The organism is Polaromonas sp. P1_F1 (genome assembly GCF_056405795.1).
The window spans coordinates 195,646-208,426 of record NZ_JBFUBJ010000004.1; the positions used below are offsets into that span (position 1 = coordinate 195,646).

Sequence of the window (12,781 nt, forward strand, 5' to 3'; positions counted from 1 at the left end):
CCCTTAAAAATCAGATCAGGCAAATCAGACCAGGCCGCAGATGCGCAGGGCGCTTTCCACGGCGGCTTCGTTCGATGTTTCCAGCGGCGTCATCGGCAGGCGCAATGTGCCGCCGCAAAGGCCCATCCGGGCCATGGCCCACTTGACGGGAATCGGGTTGGCTTCGACAAACAGGTTTCGATGCAGCGGCAGCAATTTAAGTTGCAGCTCCATGGCGCGGCGGGCATCGCCGGCCACGGCGGCCACGCACAGCTCGTGCATGAGGCGAGGCGCGACGTTGGCCGTCACGCTGACATTGCCCTGGCCGCCGCAAAGCATCAGCGCCACGGCGGTCGGGTCGTCGCCTGAATACACGGCAAAGCCCTTGGGCACTTCCTTGATCAGCCACTGGGCGCGCTCGATGTTGCCGGTGGCTTCCTTGATGCCGACAATGCCGGGCACCTGGGCCAGGCGCAGCACGGTGGCATGCGCCATATCGGCGACGGTGCGGCCGGGCACGTTGTAAAGCACGGTGGGGAGGTCGCCAACCGCTTCCGCAATCGCCTTGAAGTGCCGGTACTGGCCTTCCTGGGTGGGCTTGTTGTAATAGGGAACGACCTGCAGCTGGCAGTCCGCGCCGACGCCTTTGGCAAATTTGGCCAATTCGATGGCTTCGGCGGTTGAGTTGGCGCCGCAGCCGGCCATGATAGGCACGCGCTTTTTGGCTTGCTCCACCGACACCCGGATGATTTCGCAATGTTCTTCGACATTGACGGTTGGGGATTCGCCGGTGGTGCCGACCACGCCGATGCAGTCGGTCCCTTCGGCAATGTGCCAGTCAACCAGCTTGCGCAGGGTGGGGTAATCTACGCTGCCGTCTTCGTGCAAGGGCGTTGCCAGTGCAACGATGCTGCCAGTAATGGGTTTCATGCTCTGCTTGTAAACGTTCGCGGCCATGCAGGTATCTGGGGTGTTCCGGCCTGAACAGCTTCAAGCCGGCCCCGGAAAAGGCCAATCCTGCATTCTACCCAGAGCCTAGGTCAGTCTATAGCGGGGTGGAGCCCCCTCCGCGGTATGAAGGGGGGCGGATAAACCCGCAGTGGTGGCTGATTCGCGGACGGCGGCGATGCGCTGGACAAATCGTGGCGGACGCTCCTCAAAACCCTCCTCGAAGGCCACCACTCTCAAGCCCTGGCAGACCTGCAGCAATTCACCGGGACGCAGCAAAAAGTCGGGGCGCGAGGGTTTGCCCACCGTTTCATTGCCCTGCGTAAAAGTTTCGTAAATCAGCACGCCACCCGGCGCCAGACTGGCCAGCAGCGCGGGCAGGAGCGGGCGCCACAGGTAATTGGTGACGATGACGGCCTCAAACTGTCGTCCTTCAAAGGGCCAGGGACCCTCCTCAATGTCGGCCACCACGGCTTCAACGGTTTGGGCGGGGCGTGTGGGAAGAGCTGATGCTATGAATTCGATAGCTGCTTGCGCACGGTCTACAAGGGTCAGAGGATGTTCTTTCTCATGAAACCAGCGCGCGTGGCGGCCATGGCCGCAGGCCACGTCCAGCACCATGCCACCCTGGGGCACCAGGTGCGACCAGCGCTGCACCCAGGCGGAGGGTGGTTCCGTGCCATGCGCATTGTTTTCCATCAGTAGGGTCTTACGTCATCTTTGAGCGCGGCGTGCGCCATCGCCTCGACCCGGCTCGGCGCGATCAGCTTGAGCCAGCGGCCCAGCTTGCCCTTGGCCGTCATGACCACCTCGCGTTCCCGGCGCTCCATGCCCTCAAGGATGAGCCGCGCGCATTCCTCGACACTCATGGCGTCGTCTTCTTTCAGGCCGCTGGCACCTGCCGCCACGCCGGCCGCGTTGAAGCCACGGTGGCGGATGCGGGTGGCGACCACGCCCGGGTAGGCCGTCGTTACGCTGACACCGGCCGTTTTAAGCTCGGCCCGCAATGCCTCGAAGAAGCCCGTCATGGCGAATTTGGTGGCGCTGTAGGCGGTGCGGCCGGGCACGCCGATCAGGCCTGCCAGGCTGGAGACCGCCACGATGCTGCCGTGGCGCACTTTTAAATACGGCAGTGCGGCATGGGTGCACCAGACGCTGCCCCAGAGGTTGATGCGCATTAACTGTTCGTACCAGGCCAGGTCCTGGGCCTTGACGTCTTCAAAAAGGGCTTGCGCCGACATGCCTGCGTTGTTGATCAAGGCATCGATTTGCCCGAACCGGCCGATGGCGGCGGCCACCAGTTGGCGGCATTGGTCCTCTTGCGACACATCGGTTTTGACGGCCAGGGTCAGTGCCCCGTGGGCAACGCATTGGCCCGCAACCTCATTGAGCAGTGCTTCATTGCGCGCGGCCAGCACCAGCGCCACGCCGGCGCCGTGGGTTTTGGCCAATTGCCGCGCCATTTCAGCGCCTATGCCGTCTGAGGCTCCGGTAATTACTATTGTTTTCATAGCTGCTTGCGCCCGTCCTGATTGGGCCGCAGCCCAAAACACACATAAAACCCCCAGGCAGGGCCTTGCGCTAGAAGCAGGCCCAGACCTGGTTGGCGAGTGTGAACAGGAAATCCGGCCGTGTGTAGAGGGCAAACACCCCCAGCGACGCGATGATCGCAAGCGTCCACAGGCCGATTCTTTTGGCCACGTCAGGCCCCTTGGGGCACGGCCGCGCGTGCAATCGGTGATTCACGAACCGGCAGGTTCACCAGCGCGGCAAACACGCCCAATGCAATCGCGATGTACCAGACGATGTCGTAGCTGCCCGTGCGGTCATATAAATAGCCGCCCAGCCAGACGCCCAGGAAGGAGCCGATCTGGTGGCTGAAGAAGATAAAGCCACCCAGCATCGACAAGTGCTGGATGCCGAAGATCTGCGCCACGACGGCATTGGTCGGCGGGATGGTCGACAGCCATAGCAGGCCCATCAGGCTGGCAAAGATGTAGACGCTCAAGGGGCTGAGCGGTGCCGCCAGGAACACGGCGATCACGATGGCGCGCGAGAGATAAATCGTCGCCAGGATCTTGCGCTTGGCAATTTTCTGGCCCAGCGAGCCCGCAATGTATGTGCCGAACACATTAAAGAGGCCGATCAGCGCCAGCGCGTAACTTGCGACTTGGGGCGACAGGCCCTTGTCCTTGAGGTAGCTGGGCATGTGGACGCCGATGAACACCACCTGGAAGCCGCAGACAAAGTAGCCCGCCATCAGCAATTGAAAGCTCGGGTACTTGAAAGCCTCGCGCAGCGCCTGAAGGATAGTCTGCTCGCGTTTGGCAGGCTGCCCGCCGGTGAAACCGCCTTCGCGCAGGCCCAATGCCAGCGGCGCAATCAGCAGCACGGCGCCGCTCAGCACCAGTAAAGCCTCTTTCCAGCCCAGGCTGCTGATCAGGAAACCTTCGGTCGGCACCATCAGGAACTGGCCGAATGAGCCCGCCGCCGCGGCCACGCCCATGGCCCACGAGCGTTTATCGGCCGAAATATTGCGCCCGATCACGCCATAAATCACGGCATACGTGGTTCCGGCCTGCGCGGCACCAATCAGCACGCCGGCTGTCAGGGTGAACAGGAAACCGGTGGGCGACAGCGCCATGCCCACCAGGCCCAGCCCGTACAGCAGGGCACCGCCCACGATCACGCGGAAGGCGCCAAAGCGGTCAGCCGCCATGCCGGCAAAAATGCCGAACACCCCCCAGGACAGGTTTTGCACCGCCAGCGCAAAGGCAAAAGTCTCGCGCGTCCAGCCCTGCGCCTGCGTGATGGGCTGCAGCCAGAGGCCAAAACCGTGGCGAATGCCCATGGACAGCGTGACGATGGTGGCGCCGCAGATCAGCACCTGCAGCATGGAGAGTTTTTTGGTTTCGGTGGTCATGGGCGAGTCGCCGCGAGTGGCGAAAAAAAGGAAAGGCCTGAGGCGGCCGGAAGGCTCTTTGCCGACTGTAACGAAAATGGCGGAACACTGCCCGGGCCGCACTTCGTTCCCTGTCTCAAATCAGGTTGGCTGTATATTTATACAGTGACTTTGCCGGCCCCGACTACAATTGCGGCAATTCTTTCATCTGCCATGGCTGACAAACTACCCACCGAATATTCCGAAGGCTCGATCCGCGTGCTCAAGGGCCTGGAGCCCGTCAAGCAACGGCCGGGCATGTATACGCGCACCGACAACCCCCTGCACATCATCCAGGAAGTGCTGGACAACTCCGCCGACGAGGCCCTGGCCGGCTACGGCAAGAAGATCAAGGTCACGCTGCACACCGACGGCTCGGTGAGCGTCGACGACGACGGCCGAGGCGTTCCTTTCGGCCTGCACCCTGAAGAAAAGGTACCGGTCATCGAGATCGTCTATACCCGGCTGCACGCGGGCGGCAAATTTGACAAAGGCAAGGGAGGCGCCTACAGCTTCTCGGGTGGCTTGCACGGCGTCGGCGTGAGCGTGACCAATGCACTGTCCAAGCGGCTGGAAGTCACCTCTTACCGTGAAGGCATGGTCGCCCACCTGGTGTTCTCGGGCGGTGACGTCATTGAAAAGCTGCACCTGCGCAAAAACGGCGATGGAGACCGCAAGACGGGTACCACCGTCCGCGCCTGGCCCGATTCCAAATACTTTGAATCGGCCGCGCTGCCCATGGCCGAGCTCACGCACCTGCTGCGCAGCAAGGCGGTGCTGATGCCCGGCGTCACGGTAACGCTGACCAACGAGAAAACCAAAGATACCCAAACCTGGCTCTACAAGGGCGGCCTGCGCGATTACCTGATGCAGACGCTAACCGGCGACCCGGTGATCCCGATGTTTGAGGGCGAAGGTTTTGCCGACGCTTCGCACGAGAGTTTTGCCGAAGGCGAGGGCGCGCAGTGGTGCGTGGCCTTCACCGAAGAGGGGCAGCCGGTGCGCGAAAGCTACGTCAACCTGATTCCCACCAGCGCCGGCGGCACGCACGAAAGCGGCCTGCGCGACGGCCTCTTCAATGCCGTCAAGAGCTTTGTCGACCTGCATTCGCTGCTGCCCAAGGGGGTCAAGCTCTTGCCGGAAGACGTTTTTGCCCGCGCCAGCTATGTCCTGAGCGCCAAGGTGCTCGATCCACAGTTCCAGGGCCAGATCAAGGAACGCCTCAATTCACGCGACGCGGTACGGCTGGTGTCCAGCTTTGTGCGGCCCACGCTGGAGCTTTGGCTTAACCAGCACGTCGATTACGGCCGCAAACTGGCCGAACTGGCCATCAAGGCCGCCCAAACCCGGCAGAAAGCCGGCCAGAAGGTCGAAAAACGCAAGGGCTCCGGTGTGGCCGTGCTGCCCGGCAAGCTGACCGACTGCGAAAGCCGGGATTTGGCGCACAACGAAGTCTTCCTGGTCGAGGGTGATTCGGCCGGCGGCAGCGCCAAGATGGGCCGCGACAAGGAAAGCCAGGCCATCCTGCCGCTGCGCGGCAAGGTGCTCAATACCTGGGAGGTCGAGCGCGACCGCCTGTTTGCCAACACCGAAATCCACGACATCGCGGTCGCCATCGGGGTCGACCCGCACGGCCCGAACGACACGCCAGACCTCTCTGGCCTGCGCTACGGCAAGGTTTGCATCCTGAGCGACGCCGATGTGGACGGCTCGCATATCCAGGTGCTGCTTTTGACCCTCTTTTTCCGCCACTTCCCCAAATTGATCGAATCAGGTAATGTCTATGTGGCCCGGCCGCCGCTGTACCGGGTGGATGCGCCGGCGCGGGGCAAAAAGCCGGCTTCAAAGGTGTACGCCCTTGATGAAGGCGAACTGACCGCCATATTGGACAAGTTACGCAAGGATGGCGTAAAAGAAGGTGCCTGGAGCATCAGCCGCTTCAAGGGCCTTGGCGAAATGAGCGCGGAACAATTATGGGAAACCACACTCAATCCTGACACCCGCCGCCTGTTGCCCGTGCAACTGGGCAACCAGGATTTTCTGCAAACCGAGAGCCTGATCACCAAGCTGATGGGCAAAGGCGAGGCCGCAGCGCGCCGCGAACTGATGGAATTGCACGGTGACGCCGTGGAAATAGATATTTGATGAATTCTTTTTTGAAGTTGCCGTCAACCTTGCCGCGCTTTGCACGCCTGTTGCGTGCGCCGGCATTGCCTTCGCTCGTTCTGGGGCTGGCGGCGCTGTTCGCGGCGCCCGCCCGGGCTGACATCTGGGGTTACGTCGATAAAGAAGGCATTGCGCATTTCTCGGCCGTACGGCTCGATGAGCGTTATGAGCTTTTTTTCCGCGGCGCAGAAAGCTTTAGTGCAGGCAACAGCGCTGCCAAAAGCGGCAAGGCGGTTGGCAATGGCGCCAATCAGGCCACCGGCGTGGCCAATGCGCCGCCCAAGCTGCTGGCCTACTTTGATGTGTCGCCTAACTACAAGGCCGTCAAGCACCTGCTGCGCGAGGCTTCTGCCAAGCACGGCATCGACTACGAGCTGCTGCAGGCACTGATCGCCACCGAATCCGGATTCAACGCCCAGGCCGTTTCGCCCAAGGGTGCGGTCGGGCTGATGCAGCTGATCCCGCCGACAGCGGAGCGCTATGGCGTGCGGGCCACCAAGGATTCCACCATCCACAAAAGGCTCACCGATCCCAAGACCAACATCCGGGCCGGCTCCAGCTACCTCAGTGACCTGATTGCCATGTTTCCCGGCCAGCTCGAATTGGCCATCGCTGCGTACAACGCCGGCGAAGGCGCCGTTCAGCGTGCCGGCAACAAGATTCCGAACTATCCCGAAACCAAAAACTACGTCAAGACCGTGATGCAGCTCTATAACCACCTCAAGCCACCCAGCATGGCGTCCGGCGGCCGCGTTCGCATGGAAATGATGGGCGGGGCCACCGGCCGCGGCAACATGGTGTCACCCACGGTGGTGTCCACCGCCACGCCAGAGGCCTTGCCCGAGCCGTACTGAGACCATGCACCTGGCCTTCTGCCGCAGGCAGTCTGAAGCGACTTCCCCCGTTTTCTTTTCATAATCCTGTACCGGCCGCGCCTGTGCGCACCGGACCGGCATAACTTGACCTAGCCCAAGCAAATTCACGATGGATGATCTCTTCACACCGGACGCAGTAGCCCCGATCCCCGAACCCGCAGACCAGGATTCCCTGGCCGCGTACGCGCAGCGGGCTTACCTTGAATATGCCCTCAGTGTCGTCAAGGGCCGCGCCTTGCCCGACGTTTGCGATGGCCAGAAGCCGGTGCAGCGCCGCATCCTCTTCAGCATGTCGCGCATGGGCCTGGGTTTTGGCGGGGCGAATGGCGCGAGCGGTGCCAAGCCTGTCAAGAGCGCGCGCGTTGTCGGCGACGTGCTCGGTAAATACCACCCGCACGGCGACCAGGCGGCGTATGACGCCATGGTGCGCATGGCGCAGGACTTCAGCCAGCGCTATCCGCTGGTCGATGGCCAAGGCAATTTCGGCAGCCGCGACGGCGACGGCGCAGCGGCCATGCGATACACCGAGGCTCGGCTGGCCCGCATCACGACGCTGCTGCTCGATGAGCTTGATGAAGGCACGGTCGACTTCGTACCCAACTACGACGGCTCTTTCGAAGAACCGCGCCAGTTGCCGGCACGGCTGCCGTTCACGCTGCTCAATGGCGCCAGCGGCATTGCCGTGGGCCTGGCCACCGAAATCCCCAGCCACAACCTGCGCGAAGTCGCCGACGCCTGTGTGGCGCTCATCAAGACGCCCAAGCTTGCCGACGAAGAGCTGTATGCGCTGATCGCCGGGCCCGACTACCCGGGTGGCGGGCAAATTATTTCCAGCGGCGCGGAAATCGCGGCGGCCTACAGCACGGGCCGCGGCTCGCTCAAGGTGCGCGCCCGCTGGAAGATCGAAGAACTCGCGCGCGGCCAGTGGCAGCTGGTGGTGCAGGAGCTGCCGCCCGGCGTCAGCACGCAGCGTGTGCTCGAGGAAATCGAAGAGCTCACCAACCCGAAAATCAAGGCCGGCAAAAAAGCCCTGAGCCAGGACCAGGTGCAACTCAAGCAGACCATTCTGGCCGTGCTCGACGTGGTGCGCGACGAATCCAGCAAGGACGCCGCCGTGCGCCTGGTGTTCGAGCCCAAGACCAGCAAGATCAGCCAGTCCGAACTCATCAACACGCTGCTGGCCAACACCAGCCTGGAAAGCTCCTCGCCCATCAACCTGACCATGGTCGGGCTGGACGGCAAGCCGACGCAGAAAAACCTGCGCCAGATGCTGGCGGAATGGATAGAGTTCCGCCAGACCACGGTGCAAAAGCGCTCGCAGCACCGGCTCGACAAAGTGCTGGCCCGCATCCACATCCTCGAAGGCCGCCAGCTGGTGTTGCTCAACATCGACGAGGTGATTGCCATCATCCGCCAGTCGGAAGAGCCCAAGCCGGCGCTGATCGCACGCTTCAAGCTCAGCGAAATCCAGGCCGAGGACATTCTTGAAATCCGCCTGCGCCAACTGGCACGGCTTGAAGCCATCAAGATCGAGCAGGACCTGAAAAACCTGCGCGAAGAGCAAGGCCGGCTTGAGGAAATCCTGGGCAGCCCGGCGGCGCTCAAACGCCTGCTGGTCAAGGAAATCGAGGCCGACGCTAAACAATTCGCTGATGCGCGCCGCACGCTGATCCAGGCCGAGAAAAAAGCCGTGCTCGAAGTCAAGGTGCTCGACGAGCCGGTGACCGTGGTCATCAGCGACAAGGGCTGGGTGCGCGCACGCAACGGTCACGGACATGACCCGGCAGGCTTCGCCTTCAAGGCGGGCGACGGGCTGTACGGCACCTTCGAATGCCGCACCATCGACACGCTGCTGGCCTTTGGTTCGCGCGGCCGCATTTATTCGGTGCCGGTGTCATTGCTGCCCGGTGCGCGCGGCGACGGCCAGCCGCTCACCACCCTGATTGATCTGGAGTCGGGCACGCAGCTGGTGCATTATTTTGCAGGCCCGTCCAATGCCGCATTGCTGCTGAGCGCCAGCGGCGGCTACGGCTTCCTCGCCACGGTCGAGAACATGACGTCGCGCCTCAAAGCCGGCAAGGCCTTCATCAGCTGCGCTGAAGGTGAAACCATTTGCAGGCCTTCGCATGCCGCTTTCACCAGCGCAGCGGCGCCCTTGGTGCCGGCCACGCATGTGGCTTGCGCCTCGACCGGCGGCCGCATCCTGACGTTTGAAATCGCGGAACTCAAGATGCAGGCCGCCGGCGGGCGCGGCCTGATGCTGATCGACCTCGAAGCCAAAGACACTTTGGCTGGTGCCGCCGCTTACACGCGCAGTGTGAAGATCGAAGGTATTGGCCGTGGGGGCAAGGCACGCGAGGAAACGCTGGAAATCCGCAGCTTGAACAACGCCCGTGCGGCGCGCGCGCGCAAGGGCAAGGCGGCCGACCTGGGCTTCAAACCCACCGGCATCAGCCGCGTTGAGTAAAACTGACTGAAGGCCATAACTGGCGGGCGCAAGCAGCTATTGATTTAATAGCAATATGCTGCGCTCGCCGGTCTGGCCGGCAGTTATTTAGCAATCAAGCTGCCAGCAACAAATCAAGCTTCTTGAGGCCGGCCACCGTCTCCAGGCAGGCTTGCGCCACTTCCTTGCCCTTGGTCAGGAAATGTTCCGTGAAGAACTTGCGGTGTTCCTCATGCTCATGAAAATGCTGCGGCGTCAGCACCGCTGAAAACACCGGCACGCCGGTTTCCAGCTGGATGCCCATCAATGCGCTGATCACCGCGTCAGCTACAAACTCATGGCGGTAGATGCCGCCATCGACCACCAGACCGCAGCAGACCACGCCTGCATAACGGCCCGACTGTGCGAGCTTTTTCGCGTGGAGCGGAATTTCGAACGCGCCGGGCACTTCAAACGTGTCGATGGATTCAGCGGCGACGCCTTGCCTGGCCATCTCAGCCAGGAAAGCGCCGCGGCCCTGGTCCACGATGTCTTCGTGCCAGGACGACTGGATAAAGGCGAAACATGCCTTGGTGGGTGTGCCGCCCGAACGGGAAGCCGAAGGTGGGGAAATATCTGTCTGACTCATGGATGCCTTTTTGCCAGGTGTTACCAGAATCAGGGCGCACGAGCCTGCGGCCAGCACGTGGGAGAACGAACAGCCGCTGCGGAGAACCCGCACCCAGCCATAGCCGCCCACGGCACAGCCGTAAACATCGCGCTCTCTTTCATCCGGACTGTGACCGTCGGCTTCGGGGTTGAACCGAATCTGCTGACCCTGGTTGCCGTATGAAGCACGGCAACCAGGCGCTCGCGGGCTGATGCAGTTTCCTGCAAACACCGCCGGTGGGGAATTTCACCCCGCCCTGAGAACGCTGCCCCGGCAAAATGGCCGGGACGGGTTGAGTTTAATGGGAGCTCGCAGACTCCGCCGCCGGTCTGTCGTCGCCGCCCTGCTGCGTGCAGGGGGAACATTGCAGCGCGAAGAGCGTCAAGGTGATTTGGGCTTTACCTTGACATAGCGAAACTCACGGCCTGGCCCGAACCCTGCTCCAGGTGGTTTCATCCGCAGGCTGTCACCGTCAATGGCCAGGCTCAGTTTGTCGAAGCGCACAAAGCCGTAGTTGCCTAAGGTGGCGCCAAACACAAAGTGGTTGTGGCTGGAGTCTTTGGGGCGATGCTCGACCACGGGATAGTTGCGCATCGCGCCCAGGTAAGACAGGCTGACTTTGCTGACCGGCACGTCGAAGCTGTCCGCCTCCAGGTTGCCTGAGCGCGTCTGGCGAGCCGGAATGGAAAGTCCGTTGACCGTGAAATCGACTTGCGCCAGCGCGGCCACCTTTTGCGCATCCGGACCTTCGAAGGTGACTTTGGCGGCGGCTCCGGGCTCTTTATTGGAGCGCAAAAAGGTGAATGTGGGGGCTTGCGGCGTTGCGGTGGATTCAAGCAGCACGTTCGAATTCTCGATGCGCCAGCGGCCCTGATCGAATTCATCAACGGAGCCGACTATCAGGAAAAAACGGTAAGTTCCGTCACTGCTCAAGCGCATGCCGGAGCCGGTTTCCATCACACCTTGCAGCATGTAGTCGCCGGCCATGCTTTCCTGTGAGGGCGACTGCGCGTACGACGTGCAAACAAAACCCATCGAAACAAGGACAAAACCGGCTACCCGCCGCGAGACAGAAGTGGCGGACCGGAACGGGTTGTTCACGCGTTTACTCGACTTCAGCAACCAGATCGATCTCCACACAGGCGCCCATGGGGACCTGCGCCACGCCAAATGCGCTACGCGCATGTTTGCCAGCGTCGCCGAAGACTTCTGCAAACAACTCGCTGGCGCCGTTGGTCACCAGGTGCTGCTCGGTGTAGTCGCCGGTGGAGTTGACCAGGCTCATGAGCTTGACGATGCGCTTGACCTTGCCCAGGCCGACGGCGGCTTCGAGCGTGCCCATCAGGTCGATGGCGACCGAGCGCGCGGCGGCCTTGCCTTCTTCTGTCGTCATGTTCTTGCCGAGCTGGCCGACGAGGGGCTTGCCGTCCTTCTTGGCGATATGGCCGCTCAGGAACACCAGGTTGCCGGTCTGCACGAAGGGCAGGTAAGCTGCCAGGGGCGTTGCCACGGTGGGCAGGGTGATGTTCAGTGCTTTCAGCTTGTCGTAGGCGCTCATGGTGGTCCTTTTGGTGAAGAAAAATGGTTCCAGCCCAATAGGAACGAGCGCAAGCAGCTATGTTTTTGATAGCGAAGGAGGCTGCGTGACCGGCTGGCAGTGCAGGGAATTGTAGGATGGTGCGCGGGTTCCGGAGGCCTTTGGGGTCATGAAAGGAAATGATGGAACGGCGCCAGGGCCTGCGCGGCTTGTTCCGTGCTCTTTCAACCTTCCACATGCCGGCGTCACTCGGGCTTGATGCCGGCCTTTCGCACCACAGCACCCCAGCGGTCTACTTCGTTGCGCATGAAGGCACGCAGTTCGTCGCGTGTCGAGCCTTTCAGGTCAATGCCCAGGGTGGTAAGGCGCTCGCGTGTGGAAGGGTGCGCCAGCGCCGCCACCGCTTCGCTGCGCAGCCGCTCGACGATCTCGATCGGCGTGGTGGCCGGCGCCACCAATGCCCACCACTGGTTGAACTGCATGCCCTCAATGCCGGCTTCGTGCGCGGTCGGTACGCCGGGCAGGGCGGCGAGGCGCGCATTGCCGGTCACCATCAAGGCAGAGATCCTGTTCGCGCCGAGCAGCGAACTGCCGCTGGCCAGCGTGGCGAAATGCGCGTCCACCTGGCCGGCCGCAACATCGGTGAGCGCGGGCGCAGAGCCGCGATAGGGAATGGCGTTGACCTTGATCCCGGTGGCGCTGGCGAACAGTTCGCTGGAGAGGTGGCTGATGGAGCCATTGCCGCTGTGGGCCAGCGCCAGCGGCACCTTGCTGCTCCGGTAGTTTTTGAGGAAGCCCTTGATGTCGCCATTCTTGTACTGCGCGCCGCCGGCAAACAGCAGCAGCGGCGAGGTGCCGACCATGGACACCGGCGTGAAGTCGCGCAGCAGGTCGTAGGGCATCTTGTTGAACACGGCCGGCGCAATCGCATGCGGCAGCTCGACGATGGCGAAGGTGTAGCCGTCGGGCGCGGCCTTGGCCGCGGCTTCGGTGCCGATGCGCCCGGAAGCGCCGGAGCGGTTGTCGACCACCACGCTTTGCCCCATGGTCTCGCCCATGCGCTGGGCAATCGCGCGGGCGATGGCGTCGGTGCTGCCGCCCGGCGCCCAAGGCACGATGAGGCGGATGGGTTTGTCGGGGTAGGCGGCATGGGCGGTTCCCGCCAGAGTGGCGCAGGCCAGAAGCAGGGTGGTGAGCAGTCGGGTCTTCACGGTGAAATTTCCTTTGCGGGCTGAAGAAA

Annotated in this window: 11 protein-coding genes and 1 riboswitch; of the genes, 3 read left to right on the plus strand and 8 right to left on the minus strand. The window is 62.4% G+C overall.

The window, feature by feature from the left end:
- Positions 1-24 precede the first annotated feature (24 nt).
- The 4 genes from dapA to AC1DZE_RS13180 form a co-directional block, all read right to left on the minus strand.
- Positions 25-909, minus strand: a complete 885-nt coding sequence (gene dapA, locus AC1DZE_RS13165; protein WP_457278927.1) for a 4-hydroxy-tetrahydrodipicolinate synthase — start codon at positions 907-909, stop codon at positions 25-27.
- Between the two features lie 105 nt (positions 910-1,014).
- Positions 1,015-1,626: a class I SAM-dependent methyltransferase gene (locus AC1DZE_RS13170; RefSeq protein ID WP_477700165.1), complete on the minus strand. Its 612-nt coding sequence runs from the start codon at positions 1,624-1,626 to the stop codon at positions 1,015-1,017.
- Complete coding sequence (locus AC1DZE_RS13175) at positions 1,626-2,438, minus strand: SDR family oxidoreductase (RefSeq protein WP_477700166.1); 813 nt, start codon at positions 2,436-2,438, stop codon at positions 1,626-1,628. Before AC1DZE_RS13175 ends, AC1DZE_RS13170 begins: the two co-directional genes overlap by 1 nt.
- Positions 2,439-2,629: 191 nt before the next feature.
- Positions 2,630-3,850: an MFS transporter gene (locus AC1DZE_RS13180; protein WP_477671112.1), complete on the minus strand. Its 1,221-nt coding sequence runs from the start codon at positions 3,848-3,850 to the stop codon at positions 2,630-2,632.
- Between the two features lie 192 nt (positions 3,851-4,042).
- Here AC1DZE_RS13180 and AC1DZE_RS13185 point away from each other — a divergent pair, with 192 nt between their 5' ends.
- From AC1DZE_RS13185 to parC, 3 genes are all read left to right on the plus strand, one after another.
- Complete coding sequence (locus AC1DZE_RS13185; RefSeq protein ID WP_477700167.1) at positions 4,043-6,013, plus strand: DNA topoisomerase IV subunit B; 1,971 nt, start codon at positions 4,043-4,045, stop codon at positions 6,011-6,013.
- Positions 6,013-6,888 (plus strand): lytic transglycosylase domain-containing protein, encoded by an 876-nt coding sequence (locus AC1DZE_RS13190; RefSeq protein ID WP_477700168.1) that lies wholly within the window; start codon positions 6,013-6,015, stop codon positions 6,886-6,888. The genes AC1DZE_RS13185 and AC1DZE_RS13190 overlap by 1 nt, the downstream gene beginning before the upstream one ends.
- Positions 6,889-7,018: 130 nt before the next feature.
- Positions 7,019-9,376, plus strand: coding sequence for a DNA topoisomerase IV subunit A (parC, locus tag AC1DZE_RS13195; protein WP_477673461.1), 2,358 nt, complete (start codon positions 7,019-7,021; stop codon positions 9,374-9,376).
- 94 nt (positions 9,377-9,470) lie between these two features.
- Here the strand turns inward: parC and AC1DZE_RS13200 are convergent, their stop codons facing one another.
- The 4 genes from AC1DZE_RS13200 to AC1DZE_RS13215 form a co-directional block, all read right to left on the minus strand.
- On the minus strand, positions 9,471-9,983 hold the full coding sequence (locus AC1DZE_RS13200) for a 6,7-dimethyl-8-ribityllumazine synthase (protein WP_477673460.1): 513 nt from the start codon (positions 9,981-9,983) through the stop codon (positions 9,471-9,473).
- 127 nt (positions 9,984-10,110) lie between these two features.
- Positions 10,111-10,272, minus strand: a riboswitch (FMN riboswitch).
- 113 nt (positions 10,273-10,385) lie between these two features.
- On the minus strand, positions 10,386-11,105 hold the full coding sequence (locus AC1DZE_RS13205; protein WP_477700169.1) for a hypothetical protein: 720 nt from the start codon (positions 11,103-11,105) through the stop codon (positions 10,386-10,388).
- 4 nt (positions 11,106-11,109) lie between these two features.
- Positions 11,110-11,562 (minus strand): RidA family protein, encoded by a 453-nt coding sequence (locus tag AC1DZE_RS13210; protein ID WP_457278917.1) that lies wholly within the window; start codon positions 11,560-11,562, stop codon positions 11,110-11,112.
- A 224-nt stretch (positions 11,563-11,786) separates the two neighbouring features.
- On the minus strand, positions 11,787-12,752 hold the full coding sequence (locus tag AC1DZE_RS13215; protein ID WP_477671107.1) for a tripartite tricarboxylate transporter substrate binding protein: 966 nt from the start codon (positions 12,750-12,752) through the stop codon (positions 11,787-11,789).
- Between the last annotated feature and the right edge of the window lie 29 nt (positions 12,753-12,781).

Bases quoted from the DNA above. Each gene is read 5' to 3' on its own strand.
- dapA (WP_457278927.1), bottom strand. From the start codon at position 909: ATGAAACCCATTACTGGCAGCATCGTTGCACTGGCAACGCCCTTGCAC.
- AC1DZE_RS13170 (WP_477700165.1), bottom strand. From the start codon at position 1,626: ATGGAAAACAATGCGCATGGCACGGAACCACCCTCCGCCTGGGTGCAG.
- AC1DZE_RS13175 (WP_477700166.1), bottom strand. From the start codon at position 2,438: ATGAAAACAATAGTAATTACCGGAGCCTCAGACGGCATAGGCGCTGAA.
- AC1DZE_RS13180 (WP_477671112.1), bottom strand. From the start codon at position 3,850: ATGACCACCGAAACCAAAAAACTCTCCATGCTGCAGGTGCTGATCTGC.
- AC1DZE_RS13185 (WP_477700167.1), top strand. From the start codon at position 4,043: ATGGCTGACAAACTACCCACCGAATATTCCGAAGGCTCGATCCGCGTG.
- AC1DZE_RS13190 (WP_477700168.1), top strand. From the start codon at position 6,013: ATGAATTCTTTTTTGAAGTTGCCGTCAACCTTGCCGCGCTTTGCACGC.
- parC (WP_477673461.1), top strand. From the start codon at position 7,019: ATGGATGATCTCTTCACACCGGACGCAGTAGCCCCGATCCCCGAACCC.
- AC1DZE_RS13200 (WP_477673460.1), bottom strand. From the start codon at position 9,983: ATGAGTCAGACAGATATTTCCCCACCTTCGGCTTCCCGTTCGGGCGGC.
- AC1DZE_RS13210 (WP_457278917.1), bottom strand. From the start codon at position 11,562: ATGAGCGCCTACGACAAGCTGAAAGCACTGAACATCACCCTGCCCACC.